This window comes from Acinetobacter sp. ACNIH2 (genome assembly GCF_002934965.1).
GTDB classification, from domain to species: Bacteria; Pseudomonadota; Gammaproteobacteria; order Pseudomonadales; family Moraxellaceae; genus Acinetobacter; species Acinetobacter tandoii.
Window position 1 is genome coordinate 2,735,291 of the sequence record NZ_CP026412.1, and the last position, 24,307, is coordinate 2,759,597.

The following is a 24,307-nucleotide window of genomic DNA, read 5'->3' on the forward strand; positions in this document are numbered from 1 at the left end:
GTCTTGTAAATGTTGTAACTTTGTGAAAAAGTCCGTGAATGCGGATTTTTTCAAAATATTTTTGCTACTCTTACGCGCATGAAAACCAATAACGACATATATAGAGAGGAAGATAAATGCCTGCGATGTCGCAAAATCGGATCTTTGCTACGCCAACAGCATTGTTGAAAACCCTAGTCATCTCAACAGCTATTGTTACCACTGTTATTTTAAGTGGATGTGCATCCAAACCTCAGATTAATAATCCAACCCGTTACGCAACGGCACCAGACTATTATACGGTGCGCTCTGGCGATACCTTGAGTGGAATTGCGGCACGTTACGGACTAAGTTATGTCAGCATTGCCGATATGAATGATATTGCGCCGCCGTATCGTATTTATGTAGGACAGTCACTTAAGTTGAAAGGCTCGGGTAATAGCCGTCGTACTACAACGACACAGGCAGTTACACAAACTGCTCCGATTCAACGTCAGGCAATTACTTTACCAACCACGCCATCAGTCACAACAACACCTTCGACCAACTCTGTACCTGTTACTCCAACGCAGGTAACTTCTTTACGTTGGGTTAAGCCATCGAATGGCGCAGTCATTGAAAACTTCAATTTAGCCAATAATGTGAAAGGTATTCGTTATAGTGGTAATGTGGGTGATCCAGTGTATGCCGCAGCAAATGGTCAAGTGGTCTATGCTGCTGATGGGCTGAAAGAATATGGTAATTTAATCTTAGTTAAGCATATTGATGGTTATATTACGGCTTATGCACATAACAGTAAGATGATTGTGAAAAGCGGAGAAAATGTAACGGCTGGTCAAAAAATTGCAGAGATGGGTTCATCTGGTGCAAGCCGTACCATGCTTGAGTTTCAGGTACGTTTAAATGGTAAGCCAATCAATCCGACTAATGTTTTACCAATAAATTAAATTAAGATCATTACAACTTTAAAATTTCACCGTATAATCCAATGAGTTGCTTTTATCGAAAGGTAGGAGCATCTCATAAGTTTAGAGGGAAATTTATGTTAGATCAACTTCGAGCAATGGGAGTGTTTGCTTGTGTTGTGGAAAAATGTTCGTTTAGCGGAGCCGCACGAGAGTTAGGAATTACTACAAGTGCTGTAAGCCAACAGATTCGTTCTTTAGAACACGAGATGGAAGTGATCCTTCTACATCGTTCGACACGGAAATTGAGTTTGACTGAAGCTGGACAAGCTTTTTTTCATAGCTGCCAAGAGATGCTAGCTGCTGCAGAGCGTGGGAAGATTCGTATTAACGAATTACGTGATGACCTAGTTGGGGAGTTGCGTATTGCAACAACTCCAGAGTTAGGTGCAAATCACGTTATTCCTGCATTATCACATTGGATGTCGGCCCATCGAGGTTTAGCTGTTCATTTGGAAGCGGACAATCATTATATTGATTTGATTGAAGGTCGAATTGATATTGCGTTACGCATGAGTCCGAAAATTGAAGATCAAAGTTTACATGCGGTTCCATTGGCCCGCGTTGAACAAGTGTTAGTTGCTTCACCAAGTTATTTAAATCAGACGGCACCAATTTCGCGTCCTGAAGATCTAAAGAATCATGATCTGATTCCCGTTAACTTAATGAAAAACTATGAAAGTTTTGCTTTCCAACATGGTATGTCTGGTGAATCTGTGAGTATTGAAATGAACTCACGTTTGACCACCAATAATGTGTTGGTTGCCAAGTCTTTATGTCTACAAGGACATGGAATTTCTCGAATTTTATATCTTGATGTTCAAAAAGATTTAGTCAATGGTGCATTGGTAGAAGTATTACCAGAGTGGAAATTGCCTAATTTCTATTTATATGCAATTACATCGAAACGTGAACAACAGCCGATGAAAATTCACCGCTGTTTAGATGCATTGAAACAATATTTTTGCCAATTACCCGGTGGCAGAATTTATCAAGAAGCTTCATAAAAAGCTGAAATAACAAAGCCGCTAAAAGCGGCTTTTTTTGTTAAGCGATGTAACATGTATTACATCGCATTGTGCTTAAGCAAGGTAAGCTTGAATCATAGTGACTAGACGTTGAATCAATTGATCTGCTTGCTCTTGAGTGATGTTTAACGGTGGTAATAAACGAACCACTGAACCCGCGGTTACATTAATAATCAGGTGATGTTGATCGCGTGCAATATGAACTAATTCGGCACATGGTTTAGGCAAATCGATACCAATCATCAAGCCAAAACCACGAACAGCGACTTTTTGATCAGAAAGTTGTTGTGCCAACTCTTGCACAATATAGCTGCCCATATTCGCTGCATTTTCAACTAGGTTTTCTTTCTCGATCACATCGATAACAGTATAAACTACACGCGAACCTAAAGCTGTACCGCTATAAGTTGAACCGTGGTTTCCAGCAGTGAGTACACCTACACCACGACCTTGGGTCATCACAGCACCAATCGGGAAGCCATTACCCAAACCTTTAGCAGTGGTAAGTACGTCTGGTACAATATTGGTATGTTGATAAGCAAAATATTTACCAGTACGACCATTACCTGTTTGAACTTCATCAAGCATCATTAACCAATTGTGTTGATTACAGATACGACGAATATCTTCTAAATAGCTAAAGCCTTGTGGTGCAGTATTTACACCGCCTTCACCTTGAATAGGTTCAACCAGAATAGCCACGATATCTGGATGTTGAATTGCAGCTTCTTCAATGGCTTCTACGTCACCAAAAGGTACGCGAATAAAACCTTCAACCAAAGGTCCAAAGCCTTCTTGGACTTTCTTATTGCCTGTAGCAGATAAAGTCGCTAAGGTACGCCCATGAAATGAATGATCTGCGACAATAATTTTAGGTGTTGCAATACCTTGTAAGTGTCCGAATTTACGTGCAATTTTGATTGCACCTTCATTCGATTCTGCGCCACTGTTCGAGAAGAATACTTCTTCCATGCCTGCAACTTGTGCAAGTTTTTGTGCAGCAGCAGTTTGCCAAGGGACTTCAAATAAGTTGCTGGTATGAATAAGCGTACCCGCTTGTTCTGCAATAGCTTGGGTCACTTCAGGATGCGAGTGTCCTAAACCACAAACTGCAATCCCTGTTAAGGCATCTAAATATTCAGTTCCATCCGCAGTGTATAAATACGTTCCTCGGCCTCGGACAAAGCTGATCGGCTGACGGCCAAACACAGGCATCAAATGAGATGGTTGATCAGTTTGTATAGGGGCTTGAGTAAAGGTATTCATAACTAACTCGTATTTGAAAAGAAATAATAGACTTCACTAGCATCGGTTTACCGAAAGTAGGGGGATGTTAGTGGATTGATTTTACAATTCTGGACAGAACTGAAAAACAAACCCTATATAAGCAAAATCTCATCTAGAATTAAAGCCTGAATGTAAATAAAACTGGAAATATTGCTTTAAGCATACTGTTTTGTTGTGTTTTGGGTATAATGCAAGGCAGATTAGTTGAGGATTCATCAATGACTGAACAAACACGCGATACAGAAGCGTTAATTCGTGACCAGATTGCTAAACACGCAGTTCTTCTTTATATGAAAGGCACTCCGCAATTTCCACAGTGTGGTTTTTCTGCTCGTGCTGTAGAAGCACTCAGTCAAATTGGTCGTCCATTTGCTTACGTTAATATTCTAGAAAATCCAGATATTCGTGCAACATTACCGCGTATTGCAAACTGGCCGACATTCCCACAATTGTGGATTAACGGTGAGTTGATCGGTGGTAGCGATATCATGCTTGATATGTTCCAAAAAGGTGAATTAAAGCCTTTAGTTGAACAATACAGTCCAGCACCAGAAGCATAATTTGTTTCTGCTGTAAGTAAAAAAGCCAACATCATGTTGGCTTTTTTTTATGCTTGAAAATTAAAACTGATATTGGAGCTTAAGCCATTTTTAAATGAGCTGGCAAAGCTGGAAGTTTCTGGTCTCGTCCTACCATATAGGTGTATTGGGCAAGGCTGAACATTTCGAGATCTTCTTCACTATTGCCATAAGCGTAAATGCTTGCATATTCAGCCACAGAGTATTGCTGAGAAATACGGTTTTTCTTTTCAATTCGACTACAGTCGGCAGATTGATAATATCCTGTAAGTCGACCATCTCGAATTTCAGTTTCAGTACAAATAAGATCAATCGACAATAATTGGCATAATGGTTTTAGATATAAATCGACTGATGCTGAAACCAAAACCACGTCATGTCCAAGTGCTTGATGTTGGCGCAATTGCTCAATAAATTTAGGGTCTAATTCGTGCATCAGTTGATGTGCATATTCTTCAGCAATTTGTAGAATTTCAGCATAATCAATGTCTTTAAACATGCCATAAAACAGTTTTGGTCGCATGGCGTGAGCAGGGTAGACATTTAAATAGTAGGCTTGAATCCATGGTAGGAGTTTCAAGCCTTGTTTGACGATATGTCTTTTGGAGAGTGCAAAAAAAATAAAGCCAGTAAAGCTGTCTTTTTTGCACAAAGTGCCATCAAAATCGAATAATGCTAGATTTTTATGCGTTTCGCCCGTTGCATACATGTTTCATAACGTCCATTTACACGGCTGGCAAACCAGTTGGTATTGTAATCGCGACTTAATTTTGGTCCAGAAATGACGACTTGAGGCATCATGGCATAAAATGCCTTTTTACCCGTTTTTTCTTCATATAATTTAGTCACTGCGCGATAAGTCGCAGTTTCTTCAAAGTCTTTCTCTTTTTCTTTCTTTAAATCGCTGCGAATTTGGCGTGGTGTAACTAAAATATTATTTTGAGCAAATACATTGATTAACTCACGCTCTGATTCACTTTTTGCTGAACGTACAGACCCATCTTTATTATAAAGTAGAAGATCACCGTCAAGGCTAAGTTCAGCTTCGGTCAAGTCATTTAACATGCTTTGGAAAGCTGCATTGCGACTTGAATACATACCTGAGTTGTAATCAGCGAAACGGTAAATCGCCTTGTCATAATCCGCTGGATACATCATTAAACGGTGAATGCCGTAATATAGTCCGCCGTATTGGCTGTATAGGTCTGTACGTAGCTCTGCAATACTGCCACCTTGACGTTTATGTGCTTTGGCATAGCCGATGTGAACCTGCATAGAACCCAAAGTCGTAATTGGGTTCATTTTTTCACCGACATCTTGTCCAACCAATTTGGCTGCGCCTGTAAGTGCGCTGACATGATAATGTTGCGACATGTAGTCGAATATTTCCCGATAAAGTTCGTCCAATTGGCGCTCAGTTTGTACGCGGCGCATTCGGCTTAAGTAATTATCTTCGGGACTAGGCTGGGTTTTTAAAACTTCTTCAAAATAACCAGCAACTGTCCCACCAATGTTTTCACCCAATTTATCGGTAAATCTTTCGGTGAGACGGTCTTGCACTTCTTTAACTGCTTTTTCACCCAAACCAGGCACTTTAGGATCGGCAACAAAGTTAGATTCTTGATCGACTACAGCCACAATACTGCAAATATTTTCTTTAGTTTGAGGAATACCTAACTGCTCGGTAATGTCAAAAATATCTTTGGCCCAAGAACTGCGCTCATTTACACGTGAAGGAATAAGACGATTAATTTGATCACTATTTAAAGTAGGCTCGTCATCTTTCCACCATGAGTGATCGCCGCAGGCAATAAGACTAAATGAGAGTGCTAATACACTTAATGGCTTTAGTGATTGAATTAGGGATACAGAAAAAGCAGTTTTTCTCATAGTCTCTGGACAATAGGTAAGGGGGTGAGCAAATAGAGCAGGTGCAGTATACTATGTTGCTGATTAAAAGTTATGAATATATATGTATATTGCCTCCTATCAACTGTCAAATAATTTAGTTGTTGCCTTTAAAAGATGGATGAGAAGGATGAAGGCTTTTAAATATTTTATTGAATTGCTGGCGGGTTCTAAACATGAGGCGATATGAAACCTGATTGTAAACTTTAATCTTTCGTTGTTTTTGTGTTCTTTTTGTGTAAATGCTATAATTTTAGCATTGATAATAATTTTTTAAAAAAACTGCTTGTCATGATGCAACTACACGTATCCAACTTAACTATGAGCCTGGCAGATCAGGAGCTGAGCTCTATAGCGCGAATACCTGCGATGCAGCGTCGACGGTTATCATCACTTGCGAAACTTGCATTAAATAATGCTATCCACGTTTTAGATCTTGGAAAAGCTGATTATATTGTATGGGTGTCACAATGTGGCGATGAGGCGAAAACCCTCACTATTTTGCAAGATGTGCTGAATGATCAAACACCATCGCCGACCCAGTTTTCGACTTCAGTGCATAATGCAATTTCTGGGTTATATTCCATTTTATGTCAGGATGCCACTCCAGCAACCAGTTTAGCTGGCTCATGGAATGATGGTTTAATTGAAGCATATGCATGGTTAAAAACAGCCCCCAATGCACGCCAAGTCTTAGTGGTTTATTATGAAGAACCATTACCCGATATTTATGTAGAGCATCAAGCGTTTTCTGCTTTTTCGATGGCAGCTTTAGTTTCATTGCAGCCAGTCAATTTGATCGTGAATCCCAATACCCTGCTTGAAGCAGAAGTACATTTTAAACAGGCTTTGAAATTTTATGATTTCTGGCAAAACACTGACCAGAGTCAATACGAAGCGTGGACCAAATGCTAAAAAAACTGCAAGTAAAACAAAAAGCCAATTATATTTGGCGTGTTGGTGCGACTGGATTGAGTTTTGCCAGTTTTGGTCTTGGTGGTGTAGCGATTGGTGCTTTGATTGCCCCAATGGTGAAGTTGAGTTCACAAGACTTGGATATTCGCACGCAGCGGACACAAAAGGTTATTAAGCATAGCTTTAAGGGTTTTACCGAAATGATGGTAAAACTCGGCATTATGACTTATGAAGTTGAGGGCTTAGAGAAACTACAACAAAGTCAACAAGAACTGGTGATTGCCAATCATCCGACACTGATAGATGTAGTGGTTTTAATTGGCTTGATGGAGCGGGCGAACTGTGTCGTGAAACAGACGCTATGGTCAAACCCATTTACCAAAGGGCCCGTACAAAATGCAGGTTATATTTTAAATGCGGGTTCTGAACAGTTTATTCAGGATTGTGTGTCAAAATTACAACAAGATCATGCAGCATCTTTGCTCATTTTTCCTGAAGGGACGCGGACCGCAAAGGGTGAACAGTTGAATGATTTTCAACGTGGCGCATCTAATATTGCGTTGCGTGCTGGAGTCCCGATTCGTCCCGTATTGATTACGTGTACACCATCGACACTCACGAAAAACGAAAAATGGTATCATATTCCAGATCGTCCCTTTCATATTCAAGTGAAAGTACTGGATGCAATTCGTGTGGAAGACGTATTGGATGACGTAACAGTTAATCCCAAAAATGTGCGTCAATTAAATCAACAATTACAGTGGTTTTTTAACCAAGAGTTATCCGTAAATGAGTAATCTTGCTGATGAATTAAAGCAAATGATTATTGATGTCCTTGCCCTTGAAGACATCAGTATTGACGACATTGATACAGACGCACCTTTATTTGGTGATGGTTTGGGTTTGGACTCAATTGATGCTTTAGAATTAGGTTTAGCTTTGAAAAAGCGCTATGGCATACATTTGAATGCAGAGTCGACTGAAACTAAAGAATATTTTAAATCAATTCAAAGCTTAGTGGCTTTGGTTGAAATGCAACAAACGGCATAAGAGGTTGTAATGCTAACTCAAGAACAAGTACTCGAAAAGTTACGTGAATGGATGGATGAACTTTTTGAGATTGAACAAGACGATGTTCAGTTAAATTCAAATCTTGCATCTGATTTAGATGTAGATAGTATTGATGCCATCGATTTGGTGGTAAAAATTAAAGAATTGACAGGTAAGCAAGTAAATCCTGAAGACTTTAAGAATGTCCGTACAGTGCAAGATGTTGTGACTGTTATTCAGAACATGTCTGCTGCATGAGCAATATTTTAAAAGGGGTAGCAGTGGTCGGATTGATCCTCTATCCTTTTTTTGTGGCTTATGCTTTAGCACATGGACAGTATATTTGGGTTAGCGCCTTATTGATTGCACTGGGTGTTCTTCGTCTATTGAGCAAGGGTAATGCGTTGCTGTGGCCATTAACGAGTTTTGCCATTTTATGTGGTGGACTCAGTTTGATTTTAAAAGATCATGCATGGCTTAAGCTTTACCCTGTCTTTATGAGTCTTGGGGCACTGTTTATTTTTGCTAGTACCTTGATCCGACCACCATCGATGATTGAACGTTTTGCACGTTTGGTCGAGCCTGATTTGCCCCAAGAAGGGGTAGAGTGGACTCGTCAAGTCACTAAAGTCTGGTGTGGATTTTTCTGCATCAATGCAGTCATCGCGTTGATCACTGTTTTCTTTGCACCGATGAATATTTGGGTGTTGTATAACGGTCTGATTTCCTATGTCTTGATGGGTGGTTTGTTACTGGGTGAGTTCATCTTGCGCAAACGCCAGCAACGACTGCATCAGACACAGAAATAACAGCGACTTCGAACTATAGCGATTAGAAATACGGTTTTAAAAATAAATTTTATGTCTTGTCATTTTCAACACCATATACATTCATCTCGTCCCTTGTGTATTCAAGGGGACTTAAGTCTGATTTCTTTCCAAGCCTTTTGGTCGGATGTGGCTGAGCAAGCTGCGCAAATTCAACACTTGAATCAAACTGTATGGGCGCTTTGGGAACAAGACAGTTATGAGTTTTTGGTGTTATTGTTTGCGGCCTTGCAGGCAGGTAAAGAAGTACTGTTGCCTCCGCATCGGGTCAGTGACTTAGAAAAAGAACTGGCTGAGCAGCAGATTTATTTTTTAAAACGTTTGCCGTCGACTGTGCCATCGACGTTCGAACTTCAATTTGATGCTGCCTTTTTCAATCAGGCGCAGTTGTATTTTTATACTTCGGGTTCAACTGGGCAGCCGAAAAAGATTCCCCGCACTTTGCAACAACTGTTCAATGAAGTCTGTGGTTTAGAAGCCAGTTTTGATTTGCCTGAGCAGACGGTAGCCATTGCCACAGTGAGTCATCAACATATTTATGGTTTGTTGTTTAAGTTGTTGTGGCCCTTAGCCAGTGGACGCAGTTTTTATCAAAAACAACTGGCTTTCCCTGAAGATGTGGTTGATGTTCAAAAGAAAATCACCCATGTGCAGCTACCCAATTATGTGATTTCCAGCCCCGCTTTGCTGAAGCGCTGGACCACAGATGTGGTATTGCAAGACTGTCAGATGGTCTATTCTTCTGGTGGAAAGTTGGATGCAGGTGTGCGTCCTTTGCTGAACCGTCCGATTACCGAAGTGTTTGGTAGTTCTGAAACAGGTGGGATCGCTCACCGTCAGGCAGATGATGCACTATGGACACCTTTTGCTAATGTCGAAATTAACTGCGCCGAGCAGCAAGAGTTAGCCGTTAAAACCAACCATGCCTTTAGCACGGATTGGATTTTGACAGGTGATAAAGTTCAGCTCGTGGATGCAGATCATACCAAAAGTCCATTTCAGTTATTGGGGCGTTTGGACCGCATTGTCAAACTCGAAGAAAAGCGTTTAAGTCTCGATGCAATTGAAGCGAAAATCGCTGAGTTGGCTGAAATACAGCAGTGCCATGTTTTAATTCATGAAAAAGAACAACGTCAGATTTTAGCGGTGGTGGTTGTACTGACCGAGGATGCAAGGGGGTTGCTCATCGAAAAGGGCAAAGCTGCATTTACTGCACAACTGAAAAAACAACTACAACAGAAGTTGGAAAGTATCGCGATTCCGCGACAGTGGCGGTTTTTAACGCAAATGCCACAAAATGCACAATCGAAGTTGAACAAACAGTATTTAAAATCGCTCTTTCAGCCGATGACCTTGCCTGTGGTATTGACGCAGCAATCTCAGGATACGCAGATTAGTTACGCTTTAGAATTTATGCCTGAGTTAGAGTGTTTTAAAGGACATTTCCCAAACTTTCCAATTTACCCTGGTGTAGGCCAAATAGGATTTATCCAGCATTTTGCCAAACAAAACTGGGCTGATTTACTGTGGTGTAATGGTTTTGAGCAGTTAAAATTTCAAGGGCTGATCCAACCCTATCAAACGGTAGAACTTGTGCTCAGTCGTAAAGCACATAAGATCAGTTTTGAGCTAAAAAACGATGACAAAATATTGGCATCAGGACGTTTGCTATTTGCTGTCCCTTCAGACGTTTAAGCCGAGAGACAAAATGAAACACTGTTTTGTGATTCCTGTGTATAACCATCCGCATTATTTGACTGCGTTACTGTCACATTTAAGCCCTTTTGAGTTACCCATTATTATGGTGAATGATGGCAGTGATACTGATTGTACAGCACTATTACATCAGCTCGCGTATGACCACCCATTAGTCGATCTGGTTGAACATACACACAATCTGGGGAAGGGGCAGGCAGTGACCACTGGGCTAAAGCATGCTTATCAATGCGGTTATAGCCATGCCTTGCAATTAGATGCCGATGGACAACATGACTGGCAGGATGTGCAACGCTTTTTAGACACCTCTATCCAGCATCCCGAAGCCATGGTGATTGGTCAGCCGATTTTTGATGCGACTGTTCCGAAAAAACGTCTCTATGGCCGTTATGCAACGCACATTTGGGTGTGGATTAACAGCCTGTCTTTTGACATTAAAGACAGCATGTGTGGCTTTCGTGTTTATCCTTTGGCGCAGACGGTAAACATTTTAAATACAGCCAAGTTTCAACCGCGTATGGGCTTTGACTCGGAAATTTTGGTGCGTTTGAAATGGGACAATGTGCCATTTATCAATCTGCCCACACATGTGATTTACCCTGAAGGCGGCATTTCACATTTCGATGTTTGGCGTGACAATCTGGGTATGGCGCGTGCGCATAGCCGCTTATTGGGTGGCATGCTGCTGCGTTTCCCCAAGCTGATTTATCAGAAAGTCAAAGGCTAAGGCGGTCAGAGAAGCATATGCAGAAATGGAGCGCCGTGAAAGAGCGGGGCGGAATGTTGCCGCTGATGTTGATGCTGGGTTTCTACCGTTTGGGTGGGCGCTGGTTATGTCGCGTCATCTTATACTTTGTGATTTTATGGTATTGGCTCTTTTCTAATACTGCGCGTCAGGCTTCCCTGTTGTACTTAAAAAACCTGCATCATTTTGCAGGTGCACAGTCGCCATTTCAGACTGAGCCACAGCTGTGGAACAGCTATACGCATTTGATGCAATTTGGCGAATGTATTTTAGATAAAATTGAGGGCTGGCTTGGGCATATTCCTGAGCAGAACTTAAAGCTACATGGTCATGCGCACTTTCGTTCGCACTATCAAAAAGGCGCGGTCATTGTGGTGTCACACTTTGGCAATATTGAATTGTTACGTGCCATCAAAGCAGAGCATCCGCAGAAAATTAATGTGTTGGTCTATCAAAAGCATGCTACCAAGTTCAATGCATTTTTGAAAAAACTGAATGAACATGCCGATGTCAATTTGGTTTCGGTGGACGAATTAGGAATCGAAACAGCACTGATTTTGCAGGATAAATTGGATCAAGGCGAATGGGTGATTGTGGCAGCAGACCGCGTACCTGTGCAGTCGGATCGGGTACAATCGGTTGCTTTTTTGGGTGAGCAGGCACTATGGCCGCAGGGTGCATGGATTTTGGCCAGTTTGTTGAAAGCTCCTGTGTTGGCGGTGTTTTGCTATCGAGTCGATACACATTTTGAAGTGCATATTCATCAAGTGGCGGAGCAGTTAAACTGGCCGCGTAAAGAACGTTTACAGGCCATGCAGCAGACCACACGACAGTATGTGCAACTGTTGGAACAGCATTGCATACGCGCGCCCTATCAATGGTTTAATTTTTATAATTTTTGGAATAAAGGATAAGTCTTGTGTTAATTGTTGGGGAAACTCCGCTCAGTATTGAAGATGTTGTGGCTGTAGCGCGTAAAAAAAAACAGGTGGCATTGCCTGCATCTGCTGAATGGACAGCATTGATTCAACGCGGCGCAGATTTCCTCGATCAGCTGTTGCAAGACGAAGGCGTCATATATGGTGTGACCACGGGTTATGGCGACTCATGCTTAGTTGAAATTCCAACTCACCAAGTGTATGAGCTCCCGCTACATTTGTCGCGTTTTCATGGCTGCGGCATGGGGCAAAACTTAGACCTGATTACAGCGCGAGCTGTGGTGGTGGTGCGTTTATGTTCTTTGGCACGTGGTTATTCGGGTGTTTCACACGCCTTGTTAGAGCGTTTGGTCTGGATGCTGAATGAAGATGTAATTCCTGTGATTCCATCGGAGGGTTCGGTCGGTGCCAGTGGGGATTTGACACCTTTGTCTTATATCGCGGGGGCCTTGGTCGGTGAGCGCGATGTGTACTATCAAGGTCAGATCGTACCGATTGCACAAGTGTATGCTGAAAAAGGTGTGCAGCCGTTGGTGATGCGTCCTAAAGAAGGCTTGGCCCTAATGAATGGTACAGCGGTCATGACCGCGATTGCTTGCCTGAACTATAAAAAAGCAGAACAGATTTCTTTTGCCGGTACTTTGATTACTGCACTGAATGTTTTGGCCTTAGAGGGCAATCCAAGCCATTTTGATGAAGTCTTGTTTGCGCAGAAACCACATCTAGGACAGCAACATATTGCAGCTCAGTTACGCGAATGGTTAAACAGTGAGGTACAGACCGAGCACCAAAGTTCGCGTCTGCAAGACCGTTATTCACTGCGCTGTGCACCACATGTAATTGGAGTGTTTGAAGACTCCAAACTGTGGTTGCGTCAGTTTATTGAAAATGAGCTGAATTCAAGTAATGACAATCCATTGATTGACCCAGTGAACCTACGTGTATTGCATGGTGGCCATTTCTATGGCGGACATATTGCCCAAGCGATGGATAGTCTAAAAATCATGATTGCCAATATTGCCGACTTGATGGATCGTCAATTGGCGCAGTTGGTGGATTATAAAATGAATAATGGTTTGCCGCGCAATTTAACTGGTTCAAGTCCTGAGCGTTTACCACTGAATCATGGCTTTAAAGCGGTACAAATCGGGGTCTCGGCATGGACAGCAGAAGCTTTAAAACAAACACTCGCGGCATCAATTTTTTCACGCTCAACTGAATGTCATAATCAAGACAAAGTCAGCATGGGTACCATTGCTGCGCGTGATGCCAGTCGTGTCATTACCCTGACCGAACAAGTGATTGCGGCACTCAGCTGTGCAGCGGTTCAGGCGGTTAAACTCAAAGGCGTAGATACAGAACTCAGCCCTGTTTTAACAGCATTTCAACACTGGGTGCTTCAGAGCTTCACCTATGTAGAGGAAGATCGTCCTTTGCAACATGAACTTCAGGCATTGGTCAATCGCTTTGAAGATTTAGAACTGTTAGACAGCATTGCTGTTCAATATTCATAGGAAATGAGCATGTATGCTGATGTAATTATTGAAGTGCCCTTTCATGATGTCGATACCATGCATGTGGTGTGGCACGGTCATTATTTAAAATATTTTGAAATTGCACGATGCAAACTGTTAGATCAATTTCACTATAACTATAACCAGATGCGTGACTCAGGCTATGCATGGCCTGTGATTGAAAGCTATGTGCGTTATGTGCAGGGCATTGAGTTTGAGCAAAAAATTCGTGTGCGTGCTGTTTTGAAAGAATGGGAAAATCGTTTGAAAATTGAATATCTGATTTTCGATGCAGTTTCGGGCAGAAAGCTGACCAAGGGCTTTACTTCGCAAGTGGCGGTACACATTGAAAAACGTGAAATGTGCTTCCAGTCGCCGCAGGTGTTGTTGGACTGTTTAAATGCATGGCCTGAGTTTAAGGCGGAGTAATGCAAGCATGATTCGATACAAACTCTCTAAGATGATTTCCGTTGCGTGTATGGCAAGTGCGATGACTTTGCTTGCTCCCGCAGTGAATGCACAAAATACTGAATTGAAGCAGGTGTTTGCTCAACTCGGTGCAACGCCTGTGGTGCGTGCCCAATTTGAGCAGCAGAAAAAACTGGCAGCTCTGAATAAAACTTATGTGTCCAAAGGCACGGTACTGTTCAGCAAAAATCAAGGTGTGCTGTGGCAGATTCAAAGTCCAGTCAAAGCCGATTTGGTGGTGACACCGCGTAAGTTGGTACAAAAGACGCAGCGTACTTCCAGTCAAATTGAAGTTGACAAAACCCCGTATGGCTCTGTAGCGACGATGTTTTTACAGTTGATGTCGGGCAATGAGGCGGCTCTCGCTAAAAACTTTAATGTGGTGTCTGCCAACTACAGCCCGACGCAGTGGAATGTCAGCTTAACGCCGAAAAGCAGTCTATTTAAAAAGCTTTTTGTCCAAGTTGATGCGCAAGGTCAGCGCTATGTGGATCGTATCACGATTTTGGAACAGGCCAATAACCGCACCGTCATTCGTTTTAGTCAGCAAACGGCTCAACCTCAAACTTTAACGGCTGCGGAAAATGCGCTTTTCCAATTGGCAAAATAAGTTTAGCGCCCTTTGGCTACTGATTTTGTGTGTCATCGCTTTGGCACTGGGCACGGCTTGGCTGAATAAAGGCATTAAGATTGAAACCAATATCTTTGCTCTGTTGCCTGAGGCTCATCAAGATGCTCATCTGGAACAAGCACAGCAATATGTGAGTCAGCAGTTAAATGACAAAGTCTTTGTGGTGTTAGATGCGAAAACAGATCAGCAAATAGAACAGGCAACGCAAACACTTAAAACCCAAGCTAATCAAAGTCAGCTTTTTTTACCTGTGCGTCCGCAGCTCGATCCTGATCAATTTGCCCAAGCGCTGTATCAGCACAAAGTAGGGCTATTATCCAAGACTGATCAGCAGCTTGTGCAGGGGCAGGACTATGCTGCGTTGATGGAGCAGGGCTTATTACAACTGATGAGTCCGGGCATGCCGATTACGGCTGAAATGCTCAAGCAAGATCCTTTACTGCTGTTTCCGCGTTATGCAGTGAGTTTAAGTACCTTACAAAGCAATGCTGACATCAATTTAGAGCAAGGCTTTGCTACGATTCGTGATGAACAGGGCATTTCGCGCCTGATGGTGCTTCAGCTCAACAACAGCCCTTATAACATTGCCTACCAAGAGCAGACCGCTGCCTTTATTCAAAGCATCAATCAGCAGCTCAACCAGTTGCAGATTAAACCGCACTGGACAGGCACGTTACTGTTTGCACAGTTTGGTACCAATTCTGCTAAAGAGGAAATCTCGACCATTGGCGTGGGCTCGACTATTGGCATTTTACTGCTGGTCTGGTTTGGTTTCCGTTCGATACGACCCATGCTAACGGAAATGGTTGCGGTGGGTACAGGTAGTCTGGTGGCCTTTGCGGTAACATATTGGATTTTTGGCGAAATTCATCTGATGACACTGGTCTTTGGTGCCAGTTTGATTGGAGTCTGTGTCGATTTTTCATTTTACTTCATGGCCATGCAGTCTCAGCACCGACAGATTGATGGATTTACTGTTTTAAAACCGTTGCTGCCGAGTCTATTTGTGGGGTTGATGACCACGCTATTGGCCTATGTGGTGCTGAGTTTTACCCCATTTCCAGGGTTTAAACAAATTGCAGTTTTTTCCATGGTTGGATTGAGTGCTGCATGGGTGACCAGCATTTTATTACTGCCACGTTTGCCTGCGCTGAATGCGGAACCAGCGATACGTTCACTGGGTTTTATTGGCAAAGCACGTAATTATGTGCAAAGTCACAACACGCTGCGCTATGGCATGATTTCACTGATTGTACTGGTAACAGGCAGCAGCCTCGCCTTTCTGAAAAGTAATGATGACATCCGTAATTTACAAAGTATGGATGCTACCTTAAAGCAAGAAGATCAATACATTCGCTCGCGCTTTATGCAACAGCAAAGCAGTGAATATTTTGTGGTACAGGGCCGAACACCCGCAGAGTTAGAACAGCATGAACAGCAACTGCTGGCAAAACTTGCTCCCTTACAGCAGGTTGGCAAGTTAGATGCTGTGCAAGCTTTAGGGCAGTGGATTCCCTCGCTTGAGCAGCAAAAACAGAATGTTGCGATGTTACAGGCGATTCCTCAGCACGCTTTAGTGGAATATGCACAGGCGTTACAGCTTAATACTGCCGATGTTTTAAATTGGCAAGCGCATTTAAAAGGCCAACCGTTATTGACTGAAGCAGTCTTTAAAGATCATCCGTTGCATTTTCTGCAGATGAGCCCCACGCAACGTTTAGTGATGCTACAAAATGTGCATGATGTGAACGCTGTGCAGCAGCTTGAAAATGCTGATGTGCAACTGTTACGTCCTGTTCATCAACTGTCTGAGTTATTCAAACAACATCGTGAACAGGCGCAATGGCTATTGCTTAGTGCTTTGATGATTTTAGCCATTGGCTTGGGTGTACTTTATGGCAAAAAATCTATTCTGCCTTTGGTACTGCCCGTCAGTATGGCTCTAATGACCACTTTTGCGATTCAAGCATGGCTGGGTGTCGAGATTAATTTATTCAGCATTATGGGCACCTTTTTGATCATTGGAATTGGGGTCGATTATGCGATTTTCTACCGCCACGGACATGATCACCCACAGGTGGTAGGTATGGCTTTATTTCTGTGTATGATGTCGACTTTCTTTGGGTTTGGCTTATTGTCGTTTAGTCATACTTATGCCATTCACAGTTTTGGCTTAACAGTTTTATTGGGCGTTATTTTTTCATTTCTTTACGCCACACTTTTTACATCTTCCGATGTAAAACATGTTGTGGTTCAACAATATCAGCCAAAGAGCTGAGTTAAAGGGTACAGTGCAATGAGCACCATGCAACAAACAGATGTTTTAATTATTGGGGCGGGACCATCAGGCAGTTCGGCAGCAGCTTTGCTACGCCAAAAAGGCCATCAAGTCACAGTGATCGAAAAGCAATATTTTCCGCGCTTCTCCATTGGCGAGTCCTTATTACCACAGTGTATGGTGTTTTTAGAAGAAGCGGGTTTGTTGGATACGGTTCGTGCACATGCCGATGAATATGCCTTTCAGTTTAAAAATGGTGCTGCCTTTTTAAGAGGCACGCAGCGCAGTTTTTATGACTTTACCCAAAAATTTAGTGAAGGTCCTGGCACCACATGGCAGGTAAGACGTGCCAATTTTGACCAGCTCTTAGCTCAGCAAGCCGAAAAAATGGGCGCAGATATTCGTTTTGGTCATGAAGTTTTGGCGGTCGATGTGGCATCTACACAGCCGATTTTGACGGTCAAAGATGAGCAAGGTAACAACTATCAAATTCAGGGTAAATTCTTATTGGATGCCAGTGGTTTTGGTCGCATTTTGCCAAAGTTTCTTGACTTAGAAAGCCCGTCGGACTTTCCAGTGCGCCGTGCGGTCTTTACCCATATTGAAGATGGTTTGTTGGATGATCCTGAATTTGACCGCGAGAAAATTTTAATTACCGTGCATGAAAAAGACCACCGTGCGTGGTATTGGCTGATTCCCTTTGCTGATGGACGTTCTTCATTTGGTATTGTGGCGGAGCAAGATTTTTTTGAAAAATACGGCTATGACGGCAGTGTAGATTATGATTTAGAAGCCTTACAGAAACGTATTTTAGCTGATGATGTCAGTTTGTCACATGTGCTGCGTCACGCCAAACATGATACTCCAGTACGTACTTTGGTGGGCTACTCTGCTGATGTGAAACATTTGGCATCTAAAAACTATGCACTACTCGGCAATGCAGGTGAGTTTTTAGATCCTGTGTTTTCCTCGGGTGTAACGATTGCATTGAAATCTTCCAGCTTAGCGGTGCCTTTGGTCGAGCAAGTACTGCAAGGTCAGGCAGTAGATTGGATGGAGCAATACGAAAAGCCACTGCGTAAAGGTATTCAAGTGTTCCGTGCCTATGTTGAGTCATGGTATTCAGGAGAGTTTCAGGATGTGGTGTTTTCGACCCAGCAGGATGAAAAAATCCGCCGTATGATTGCATCTTTACTGGCAGGTTATGCATGGGATACGACTAACCCGATCCATCGTAATGCCAAGCAACGCTTGAGCACTTTGGCAGAATATTGCCGCGAAGCACAACAACAGAATGAGTTGCTGACTGATGAAACTTAAGCTGTGTTTAAAGACCATCAGTTGGGTTTTAGCCAGTGCTTTGCTTTGTAGTGCCTGTCAAAGTTGGATCCCTAAAGCGCAAGGATTGGCGACTCCGCAGTGGGTGGCACAAAATTACCAACGCCAAGATCAAATAGAAGTACAGTGGAAAACACAGAGTTTTAGCTTTTTACTGTACCAGCAGCAACAGGGACAATCACTTGACATGCTGGCGCTCAGCCTTACAGGGCAGCAGTTGTTTAAGCTCAGTTTTGACGGTCAAAAGGTTAAAGTTGAACAGCGTATTGAGCCGATGAAGTTGTTACCATTTGATTATGTGGTGCGGGATATTCTGTATGCAACATATCCAAATTTTGCTGCATTACATGCTGCTCAAAACACTGTTATACAAAAAGCAGATACCATTTATATTCAACAGCAGCCTGTGTTGAAAATTCAGCAAAATGAAGGGGTAATTGAACTGGATAATTTGCAAGTGCCATATCAAATGGTGATCAGTGCAGTGAGTAATACTTTAGAAGATAATCAAGGCGGTATCGATGACTAAAAATGTACAGCATACTTCAGCCGTCGGTATTCAGTTCAGTGCAGCGCTGTCAGCTTTGGGACAAAATCCTGCGGAGCTTCAACATGCGTTAACAAGCGCCGAAAATACCTTGTCGCAACGAGAGGATCTGATTGCCGGGCGTAAGGTATGGGTAGGTGCTGCTGATCAAACCTTAATTCAAGACATTCCTGAAGTTTTGAGCATTACCGATTCGCGTAATTTACGCTTTGCCTTGACGACTTTGGCACAAATTGAAACAGAGATTCGTGCCTATACTGTACAGTTTCCGAAACAACGTCTTGCAGTGATTATTGGCACGTCAACGTCAGGAATTGCGGATAATGAACCAGTTTTAAAAATGCAGTTTCAACAGTCAGCACCACAGTCTGTACATCACCAAAAACAAGAAATGGGCAGTTTAGCGAAAGCTTTACAACAGTATTTGGGTTGGGAAGGACCTGCCTATACCATTTCTACCGCCTGCTCCTCAGCAGCAAAAGCCATGGCAGCGGGGCAACGTTTGCTCAATGCCGATTTGGTTGATGCTGTGTTGGTTGGAGGCGTTGATACGCTATGTAAACTGACCTTAAATGGTTTTGACAGTTTGGAAAGTTTATCGAGCAGTATTTGTCAGCCTTGTGGTGCTAATCGTGATGGCATCAATATTGGTGAAGCCGCAGGACTATTTTTATTGTCGAAAGCACCAGCACCTGTAATGTTACTATCAAGTGGTGAGTCAATGGATGCTTGGCATATTTCAGCACCCCATCCAGAAGGGCAAGGCGCTGCTGAAGCCATGCAAAAAGCATTAGCTGCTGCACAGCTTGAAGCCCGTGATATTGGTTATTTGAACTTGCATGGTACTTCTACACCGCAAAATGATGCGATGGAGATTAAAGCTGTACATACTGTGTTTTCAGACAATATGGTGGCATTAAGTAGCACCAAACATAAAACAGGGCATTGTCTAGGGGCAGCGGGTGCAATCGAAGCTTTTATTTGCCAACAGGTTTTATTGGATCAATCATGGTTACCGCTGCATCATGCGGGTGAATTGGATGAAACTTTGGCTAAGCAAAATTATGTGCTCGATCCTAATTTAACAGCGCCAATACGTTATGTCATGAGTAATTCATTTGCGTTTGGCGGTAGCAATATTAGTCTAATTTTGGGGACAGTTTTGCCATGATGGATGCAGTACAGTTTATTCCGCACGAAAAACCCATGGTTTTTGTCAGCCATCTCATTGAAGTGAATGATGAGTTTGCTATTGCTGAACTTCACATCACGCCGGATTTGATGTTTTGTGAGTCAGAAGGTTTGCCAACATGGAGCAGTATTGAGCTGATGGCACAGACCATCAGTGTCTATGCAGGCTATAAAGGACAAACTCAGGGATTGCCACCAAAAATTGGTTTTTTATTGGGAACGCGTAAAATGCAGTTGCCTTGTGCCTATTTTAGTTTAGGGACCACGGTGCAGATTCGGGTAGAACAAAGTTATCTGCATGAGGGTTTAGGGCAGTTTCATTGTGAAATTGAATATCAAGAACACCAATTCAGTGCCATGTTGAGTGTATTTGAGCCTGAAAATATGAACGAAATTATTGGAAAATTAGTGTGAATAAAAGAATTTTAGTAACAGGTTCTAGTCGTGGAATTGGCAAAGCGATTGCTTTAGAGTTAGCCAAAGCAGGCTTTGATGTCACGGTACATGCACGTTCAAGACAGTCAGAAGCAGAAGCAGTGGCACAGGAGATTCAAGCCTTAGGTCAAGACAGCCATGTGTTGATGTTTGATGTGAATGACCGTGAAAAAATTGCAACGATTTTAGAACAAGATATTGCACAGCATGGCGCTTTTTATGGAGTGGTGCTGAATGCAGGACTCACTCGAGATGGAGCATTTCCTGCATTGACCGATGATGACTGGGATGATGTGGTTTCAACTTCATTAAATGGTTTTTATAACGTGCTAAAACCAGTAATGATGCCAATGATCCGCTTGAAAAAAGGTGGACGTATTGTGACCTTGTCTTCAGTGTCTGGATTGATGGGCAACCGTGGTCAAGTCAACTACAGTGCAGCTAAAGCGGGCTTGATTGGTGCGACCAAAGCTCTGGCGCTAGAGTTGGCAAAACGTAAAATCACGGTGAACTGTGTAGCTCCGGGCTTGATTGAAACTGAAATGGTGACCGAAGAAGTAAAGGAACATGCTTTGAAAATGATTCCGATGCAACGCATGGGGCAGGTGGAAGAAGTTGCAAAAGCCGTGAAGTTTTTATGTAGTGATGATGCCAGTTATATCACCCGCCAAGTGATTTCAGTCAATGGGGGGCTGATCTAATGAAACGTGTTGTTGTGACAGGAATGTCAGGAATTACCTCTTTAGGCGAAACAGCAGACCAAATTTTTGAACAATTTGCACAAGGCAAAAGTGGTATTCGTTATATGCCTGATTGGGAAATTTATTCCGATTTACGCAGTAAATTGGGCGGCCCAGTCGAATCATTTACCGTACCCAAGCATTTTAATCGCAAGGTTACAAGAGGCATGGGACGCGTTGCTTTAATGTCGGTGGTCTGTGCTGAAAAAGCATTAGAAGATGCAGGTTTGTTAAATAATGACATTTTAAAAAATGGCGAAACTGGTGTCGCGTTTGGTTCATCTGCGGGAAGTGTAGATGCTGTACGTGAATTTGGTTCGATGTTGATTGATAATAATATGAACCAAATGAATGCGACGACTTATATTCGGATGATGTCGCATACCAGTGCAGTGAATATGACCATCTATTTTGGCTTAAAAGGTTTAACACTGCCAACTTCAAGTGCCTGTACTTCAGGTTCTATGGCCATTGGACAGGCGTATGAAGCTATTAAATATGGCAAGCAAACCGTAATGATAGCAGGTGGTGCAGAAGAGTTGAGTGCCGCAGGTTCGGCTGTGTTTGACGTACTCTTAGCGACCAGTATGCAAAATGCTCGACCTGAAGTAACGCCACGCCCTTTTGACGCGAACCGAGATGGTTTGGTGGTGGGAGAAGGTGCAGGTTGCCTCATTTTAGAAGAATATGAACATGCCAAAAAACGCGGCGCTACAATTCATGCCGAGATTGTCGGTTATGGAAGCAATACTGATGGTCAGCATGTGACTCGACCTGATTCTGAAATGATGGGGCGTTGTATGCAGTTTGCATTGAAAGATGCACAGCTTACCGCCGCTGATATTGATTATGTCAATGCACACGGGACATCAACTGATCAAGGAGATATTGCTGAATCACAGGCGACAGCGCAAATCTTGGGTAAAAAACCGATTAGTTCATTAAAAAGTTATTTTGGGCATACATTGGGGGCATGTGGTGCTATTGAAGCATGGTTAAGTATTGAAATGATGCACCGCAAACAGTTGGTGCCTACGTTAAATTTAGATCAGATTGATAGTGCTTGCGGTGATTTAGACTATATTGTGTCAGGTATGCGTTCTGCAGAAACGCAAATTATCATGAGCAATAATTTTGCTTTTGGGGGGATTAACACCTCTCTAATTTTTAAACGTATTGAATAAAACAAGGGTTATAATGATGTCTTTTAATAATTTTTTTGCAGCAACAGTATTTTCTTTATGTGGTATTGCTTCTGTTCAAGCGGCAGACCAGATGTATGATTTTAATTTCCAAGATGCGGTGAATCGTGCAATTGCCGATGGGGTATTGGATGGATCCGTTAAATTTTATTTGGCGGGAACCAAGTCGGGTGGCAAAGTGATTCAAAAAGATTTGGTGACCAACAAAAAAACCAATGGTTTTGCCAAGTCAGCAGAAAGTTCATGTGACCATGTATTACGTTCTGCACTGATTCAATTTCAAAACACAGCTAAAGCCAATGGGGCAAATGCCGTGACCAATGTGGTGAGTTTCTATAAATCAAATGAAAAACGCAGCACCACTACATACCAATGTGCGAAAGGAACAGCTCTGGCGGGCGTAGCATTAAAAGGGAATTTGGTGAAATTCTAGAGTAGTCGAGAATATTGACTACCCCAGATATACACATCTTTTTAAGACTGTTTAAACTCGGATTTACCTAAATCCGAGTTTAATTGACCATATTAGATTGTTAATAAGATTAGTTACTCGGATTCTCTACGATGAAATCCTTTCATGGCATCATCAATTTGTATGTCATCCCACTTAGCATGTGTCTTTATTAACTTAGATTCATGAATTGTTCCAAATTTTTTGACATCATGTGGCTTTCTAGATTTACAATAGCCATGTTGATTCGTATCTCTGCTCCAAGCTATTGAATCCTTTCCTAAGCTAAAGGTGCTTTCACAAAGTTCTTGTTGTAACGTGTGAGGAATCATTCCTGACATAATATCGAGTTTTACCATCGGCCTATTATATATTCGCCAATTGAAGCTATTTTTTAACCATACTAAACATTTACGTCATGACTATTGAAGTGACGAAAATGAGGGCTAAAGAATAGCTAAACGTGTTGGAGAGTATTTCAAATTGATTGAGAATGTGGGAATTTAAAAATTGAGTCAAAACAACACTATTAAAGAATTGTTTGATAAATCAATAGACAAGAAACTTTGGGTTGCTCCGATGGCGGGTGTGACAGATCGCCCATTTCGGACACTTTGTAAATACTTTGGTGCTGGACACGCGGTCAGTGAGATGATGACAGCCGATAAAACCCTGCGTATGAGCAAAAAAAGTTTGTATCGAGCTAACTTTGATGGAGAGTTAGCCCCAATTTCAGCACAAATTGCAGGTTCCGATCCGAAAGATTTGGCAGAGGCAGCTCGTTACCAAGTCGCAAATGGAGCGCAAATTGTCGACATTAATATGGGTTGTCCTGCCAAGAAAGTGTGTAATAAGTTGGCTGGTTCTGCTTTATTACAAGATGAAGATTTGGTTGCGCGGATTTTAGATGAAGTTGTTGCTGCGGTAGATGTACCAGTTACCTTAAAAACGCGTTTGGGCTTTTTAAATGGCCATGAAAATATTTTGCGTGTAGCGCAAAGAGCCGAGCAAGCAGGTATTGCTGCTTTGGCATTACATGGGCGTACTCGTGAAGATATGTATTTAAATACTGCACGTTATGACCTAATCAAAGAGGTTAAACAATCACTGAATATTCCCGTAATTGCCAACGGTGACATTGATAGTCCTGAAAAAGCCAAACATGTATTGGACTATACGGGTGCAGATGCAATTATGATTGGGCGAGCAGCACAGGGCCGACCTTGGATTTTTAGAGAAATCGCACATTATTTAACGACAGGACAGCATTTAGCTGCACCACAGATTGCAGAAGTCAAAGAGGTTTTACTCGGACATTTAGCCGAACTCTATCAATTTTATGGTGAATACTCAGGCTGCCGAATTGCACGTAAGCATATTGCTTGGTATACCAAAGGATTACGAGCAAGCAATGAATTTCGCCAGAACATGTATAAGGTTGAAACCACAGCAGAGCAGGCTCAAGTTGTTGAAACTTATTTCAACTTATTGTTGAGCGAAGGTCAAACCATGCACGATGTTCAAGTTGAACAGGTTAATTTACTTGATATTTAAAAGTCGGATGTTAAAAGCCCAG

At 42.3% G+C, this 24,307-nt stretch carries 27 protein-coding genes; 23 read left to right on the forward strand and 4 right to left on the reverse strand.

Translation table 11 applies throughout. The annotated features are described in order from the left end of the window. Positions 1–116 precede the first annotated feature (116 nt). Together C3F34_RS12860 and C3F34_RS12865 are read left to right on the forward strand one after the other, a co-directional pair. Positions 117–926, forward strand: a complete 810-nt coding sequence (locus C3F34_RS12860) for a peptidoglycan DD-metalloendopeptidase family protein (RefSeq protein ID WP_044740269.1) — start codon at positions 117–119, stop codon at positions 924–926. Between the two features lie 95 nt (positions 927–1,021). Continuing rightward, the gene (locus C3F34_RS12865; protein ID WP_016166731.1) at positions 1,022–1,951 is read left to right on the forward strand and encodes a LysR family transcriptional regulator; all 930 of its coding nucleotides are present in this window, start codon (positions 1,022–1,024) and stop codon (positions 1,949–1,951) included. 75 nt (positions 1,952–2,026) lie between these two features. Here C3F34_RS12865 and C3F34_RS12870 read toward each other — a convergent pair whose 3' ends face one another. Beyond that, entirely contained in the window at positions 2,027–3,238 is a 1,212-nt protein-coding gene (locus tag C3F34_RS12870) for an aspartate aminotransferase family protein (RefSeq protein WP_104441758.1), read from the reverse strand. Positions 3,239–3,477: 239 nt separating this feature from the next. Between C3F34_RS12870 and grxD the strand changes: the two genes are divergently transcribed. Further along, positions 3,478–3,819: a Grx4 family monothiol glutaredoxin gene (gene grxD / locus C3F34_RS12875; protein ID WP_016166729.1), complete on the forward strand. Its 342-nt coding sequence runs from the start codon at positions 3,478–3,480 to the stop codon at positions 3,817–3,819. Positions 3,820–3,898: 79 nt separating this feature from the next. Here the strand turns inward: grxD and C3F34_RS12880 are convergent, their stop codons facing one another. Both C3F34_RS12880 and C3F34_RS12885 read right to left on the reverse strand, forming a co-directional pair. Beyond that, positions 3,899–4,546, reverse strand: a complete 648-nt coding sequence (locus C3F34_RS12880) for an HAD-IB family hydrolase (RefSeq protein WP_016166728.1) — start codon at positions 4,544–4,546, stop codon at positions 3,899–3,901. Continuing rightward, entirely contained in the window at positions 4,513–5,727 is a 1,215-nt protein-coding gene (locus C3F34_RS12885; protein ID WP_104441759.1) for a DUF1615 domain-containing protein, read from the reverse strand. Before C3F34_RS12885 ends, C3F34_RS12880 begins: the two co-directional genes overlap by 34 nt. Positions 5,728–6,036: 309 nt before the next feature. Between C3F34_RS12885 and C3F34_RS12890 the strand changes: the two genes are divergently transcribed. Genes C3F34_RS12890 through C3F34_RS12980 form a run of 19 tightly spaced genes read left to right on the forward strand, consistent with a single transcriptional unit; the run spans position 6,037 to position 22,713 of the window. Next, on the forward strand, positions 6,037–6,660 hold the full coding sequence (locus tag C3F34_RS12890; RefSeq protein ID WP_104442352.1) for a beta-ketoacyl synthase chain length factor: 624 nt from the start codon (positions 6,037–6,039) through the stop codon (positions 6,658–6,660). Then, positions 6,654–7,457 carry a lysophospholipid acyltransferase family protein gene (locus C3F34_RS12895; RefSeq protein ID WP_104441760.1) on the forward strand — a complete coding sequence of 268 codons (804 nt, stop codon included), beginning with the start codon at positions 6,654–6,656 and terminating at the stop codon, positions 7,455–7,457. Before C3F34_RS12890 ends, C3F34_RS12895 begins: the two co-directional genes overlap by 7 nt. Further along, positions 7,450–7,710 carry a phosphopantetheine-binding protein gene (locus C3F34_RS12900; RefSeq protein WP_016166724.1) on the forward strand — a complete coding sequence of 87 codons (261 nt, stop codon included), beginning with the start codon at positions 7,450–7,452 and terminating at the stop codon, positions 7,708–7,710. The genes C3F34_RS12895 and C3F34_RS12900 overlap by 8 nt, the downstream gene beginning before the upstream one ends. 9 nt (positions 7,711–7,719) lie before the next feature. Next, complete coding sequence (locus C3F34_RS12905) at positions 7,720–7,968, forward strand: acyl carrier protein (RefSeq protein ID WP_016166723.1); 249 nt, start codon at positions 7,720–7,722, stop codon at positions 7,966–7,968. Beyond that, complete coding sequence (locus tag C3F34_RS12910; RefSeq protein WP_104441761.1) at positions 7,965–8,519, forward strand: septation protein IspZ; 555 nt, start codon at positions 7,965–7,967, stop codon at positions 8,517–8,519. The genes C3F34_RS12905 and C3F34_RS12910 overlap by 4 nt, the downstream gene beginning before the upstream one ends. Before the next feature lie 51 nt (positions 8,520–8,570). Beyond that, the gene (locus tag C3F34_RS12915) at positions 8,571–10,232 is read left to right on the forward strand and encodes an AMP-binding protein (RefSeq protein WP_104441762.1); all 1,662 of its coding nucleotides are present in this window, start codon (positions 8,571–8,573) and stop codon (positions 10,230–10,232) included. A gap of 13 nt (positions 10,233–10,245) precedes the next feature. After that, a complete protein-coding gene (locus C3F34_RS12920; RefSeq protein WP_104441763.1) occupies positions 10,246–10,980 on the forward strand; it encodes a glycosyltransferase family 2 protein in 735 nt (244 codons plus the stop codon). 17 nt (positions 10,981–10,997) lie between these two features. Continuing rightward, entirely contained in the window at positions 10,998–11,912 is a 915-nt protein-coding gene (locus tag C3F34_RS12925; RefSeq protein ID WP_104441764.1) for an acyltransferase, read from the forward strand. A gap of 5 nt (positions 11,913–11,917) precedes the next feature. Beyond that, on the forward strand, positions 11,918–13,450 hold the full coding sequence (locus tag C3F34_RS12930) for an HAL/PAL/TAL family ammonia-lyase (protein WP_104441765.1): 1,533 nt from the start codon (positions 11,918–11,920) through the stop codon (positions 13,448–13,450). A gap of 9 nt (positions 13,451–13,459) precedes the next feature. Further along, positions 13,460–13,879 (forward strand): acyl-CoA thioesterase, encoded by a 420-nt coding sequence (locus tag C3F34_RS12935; protein WP_005090845.1) that lies wholly within the window; start codon positions 13,460–13,462, stop codon positions 13,877–13,879. Between the two features lie 7 nt (positions 13,880–13,886). Beyond that, positions 13,887–14,528, forward strand: coding sequence for a LolA family protein (locus C3F34_RS12940; RefSeq protein WP_104441766.1), 642 nt, complete (start codon positions 13,887–13,889; stop codon positions 14,526–14,528). Beyond that, positions 14,503–16,827, forward strand: a complete 2,325-nt coding sequence (locus tag C3F34_RS12945) for an MMPL family transporter (RefSeq protein ID WP_104441767.1) — start codon at positions 14,503–14,505, stop codon at positions 16,825–16,827. The genes C3F34_RS12940 and C3F34_RS12945 overlap by 26 nt, the downstream gene beginning before the upstream one ends. A gap of 18 nt (positions 16,828–16,845) precedes the next feature. Beyond that, positions 16,846–18,147, forward strand: coding sequence for an NAD(P)/FAD-dependent oxidoreductase (locus tag C3F34_RS12950; RefSeq protein WP_104441768.1), 1,302 nt, complete (start codon positions 16,846–16,848; stop codon positions 18,145–18,147). Beyond that, positions 18,137–18,694 carry a DUF3261 domain-containing protein gene (locus C3F34_RS12955; protein ID WP_044740281.1) on the forward strand — a complete coding sequence of 186 codons (558 nt, stop codon included), beginning with the start codon at positions 18,137–18,139 and terminating at the stop codon, positions 18,692–18,694. The genes C3F34_RS12950 and C3F34_RS12955 overlap by 11 nt, the downstream gene beginning before the upstream one ends. Continuing rightward, positions 18,687–19,883 carry a beta-ketoacyl-[acyl-carrier-protein] synthase family protein gene (locus tag C3F34_RS12960; protein ID WP_104441769.1) on the forward strand — a complete coding sequence of 399 codons (1,197 nt, stop codon included), beginning with the start codon at positions 18,687–18,689 and terminating at the stop codon, positions 19,881–19,883. The genes C3F34_RS12955 and C3F34_RS12960 overlap by 8 nt, the downstream gene beginning before the upstream one ends. Next, on the forward strand, positions 19,880–20,317 hold the full coding sequence (locus C3F34_RS12965) for a 3-hydroxylacyl-ACP dehydratase (RefSeq protein ID WP_044740283.1): 438 nt from the start codon (positions 19,880–19,882) through the stop codon (positions 20,315–20,317). The genes C3F34_RS12960 and C3F34_RS12965 overlap by 4 nt, the downstream gene beginning before the upstream one ends. After that, entirely contained in the window at positions 20,314–21,039 is a 726-nt protein-coding gene (locus tag C3F34_RS12970) for a 3-ketoacyl-ACP reductase FabG2 (RefSeq protein ID WP_016166711.1), read from the forward strand. The genes C3F34_RS12965 and C3F34_RS12970 overlap by 4 nt, the downstream gene beginning before the upstream one ends. Continuing rightward, positions 21,039–22,262 (forward strand): beta-ketoacyl-ACP synthase, encoded by a 1,224-nt coding sequence (locus tag C3F34_RS12975; RefSeq protein WP_044740284.1) that lies wholly within the window; start codon positions 21,039–21,041, stop codon positions 22,260–22,262. Before C3F34_RS12970 ends, C3F34_RS12975 begins: the two co-directional genes overlap by 1 nt. 16 nt (positions 22,263–22,278) lie before the next feature. Beyond that, a complete protein-coding gene (locus tag C3F34_RS12980) occupies positions 22,279–22,713 on the forward strand; it encodes an excinuclease (RefSeq protein WP_044740285.1) in 435 nt (144 codons plus the stop codon). A 113-nt stretch (positions 22,714–22,826) separates the two neighbouring features. On the opposite strand, the gene C3F34_RS12985 is transcribed toward C3F34_RS12980, so the two are convergent. Then, positions 22,827–23,090 (reverse strand): hypothetical protein, encoded by a 264-nt coding sequence (locus tag C3F34_RS12985; RefSeq protein ID WP_044740286.1) that lies wholly within the window; start codon positions 23,088–23,090, stop codon positions 22,827–22,829. A gap of 220 nt (positions 23,091–23,310) precedes the next feature. Here C3F34_RS12985 and dusB point away from each other — a divergent pair, with 220 nt between their 5' ends. Beyond that, entirely contained in the window at positions 23,311–24,285 is a 975-nt protein-coding gene (gene dusB / locus C3F34_RS12990; RefSeq protein ID WP_244948535.1) for a tRNA dihydrouridine synthase DusB, read from the forward strand. Positions 24,286–24,307: the final 22 nt, after the last annotated feature.

Excerpts from the sequence above, each read along its gene's own strand:
- C3F34_RS12960 (WP_104441769.1), top strand. The coding sequence starts at position 18,687 with ATGACTAAAAATGTACAGCATACTTCAGCCGTCGGTATTCAGTTCAGT.
- C3F34_RS12950 (WP_104441768.1), top strand. The coding sequence starts at position 16,846 with ATGAGCACCATGCAACAAACAGATGTTTTAATTATTGGGGCGGGACCA.
- C3F34_RS12940 (WP_104441766.1), top strand. The coding sequence starts at position 13,887 with ATGATTCGATACAAACTCTCTAAGATGATTTCCGTTGCGTGTATGGCA.
- C3F34_RS12920 (WP_104441763.1), top strand. The coding sequence starts at position 10,246 with ATGAAACACTGTTTTGTGATTCCTGTGTATAACCATCCGCATTATTTG.
- C3F34_RS12965 (WP_044740283.1), top strand. The coding sequence starts at position 19,880 with ATGATGGATGCAGTACAGTTTATTCCGCACGAAAAACCCATGGTTTTT.
- C3F34_RS12895 (WP_104441760.1), top strand. The coding sequence starts at position 6,654 with ATGCTAAAAAAACTGCAAGTAAAACAAAAAGCCAATTATATTTGGCGT.
- C3F34_RS12870 (WP_104441758.1), bottom strand. The coding sequence starts at position 3,238 with ATGAATACCTTTACTCAAGCCCCTATACAAACTGATCAACCATCTCAT.
- C3F34_RS12935 (WP_005090845.1), top strand. The coding sequence starts at position 13,460 with ATGTATGCTGATGTAATTATTGAAGTGCCCTTTCATGATGTCGATACC.
- C3F34_RS12905 (WP_016166723.1), top strand. The coding sequence starts at position 7,720 with ATGCTAACTCAAGAACAAGTACTCGAAAAGTTACGTGAATGGATGGAT.
- C3F34_RS12980 (WP_044740285.1), top strand. The coding sequence starts at position 22,279 with ATGTCTTTTAATAATTTTTTTGCAGCAACAGTATTTTCTTTATGTGGT.
- C3F34_RS12915 (WP_104441762.1), top strand. The coding sequence starts at position 8,571 with ATGTCTTGTCATTTTCAACACCATATACATTCATCTCGTCCCTTGTGT.
- C3F34_RS12865 (WP_016166731.1), top strand. The coding sequence starts at position 1,022 with ATGTTAGATCAACTTCGAGCAATGGGAGTGTTTGCTTGTGTTGTGGAA.
- C3F34_RS12985 (WP_044740286.1), bottom strand. The coding sequence starts at position 23,090 with ATGGTAAAACTCGATATTATGTCAGGAATGATTCCTCACACGTTACAA.
- dusB (WP_244948535.1), top strand. The coding sequence starts at position 23,311 with ATGGCGGGTGTGACAGATCGCCCATTTCGGACACTTTGTAAATACTTT.
- C3F34_RS12925 (WP_104441764.1), top strand. The coding sequence starts at position 10,998 with ATGCAGAAATGGAGCGCCGTGAAAGAGCGGGGCGGAATGTTGCCGCTG.
- C3F34_RS12900 (WP_016166724.1), top strand. The coding sequence starts at position 7,450 with ATGAGTAATCTTGCTGATGAATTAAAGCAAATGATTATTGATGTCCTT.
- C3F34_RS12975 (WP_044740284.1), top strand. The coding sequence starts at position 21,039 with ATGAAACGTGTTGTTGTGACAGGAATGTCAGGAATTACCTCTTTAGGC.
- C3F34_RS12945 (WP_104441767.1), top strand. The coding sequence starts at position 14,503 with ATGCGCTTTTCCAATTGGCAAAATAAGTTTAGCGCCCTTTGGCTACTG.
- C3F34_RS12890 (WP_104442352.1), top strand. The coding sequence starts at position 6,037 with ATGATGCAACTACACGTATCCAACTTAACTATGAGCCTGGCAGATCAG.
- C3F34_RS12910 (WP_104441761.1), top strand. The coding sequence starts at position 7,965 with ATGAGCAATATTTTAAAAGGGGTAGCAGTGGTCGGATTGATCCTCTAT.
- C3F34_RS12860 (WP_044740269.1), top strand. The coding sequence starts at position 117 with ATGCCTGCGATGTCGCAAAATCGGATCTTTGCTACGCCAACAGCATTG.
- C3F34_RS12885 (WP_104441759.1), bottom strand. The coding sequence starts at position 5,727 with ATGAGAAAAACTGCTTTTTCTGTATCCCTAATTCAATCACTAAAGCCA.
- C3F34_RS12955 (WP_044740281.1), top strand. The coding sequence starts at position 18,137 with ATGAAACTTAAGCTGTGTTTAAAGACCATCAGTTGGGTTTTAGCCAGT.
- C3F34_RS12880 (WP_016166728.1), bottom strand. The coding sequence starts at position 4,546 with ATGTATGCAACGGGCGAAACGCATAAAAATCTAGCATTATTCGATTTT.
- grxD (WP_016166729.1), top strand. The coding sequence starts at position 3,478 with ATGACTGAACAAACACGCGATACAGAAGCGTTAATTCGTGACCAGATT.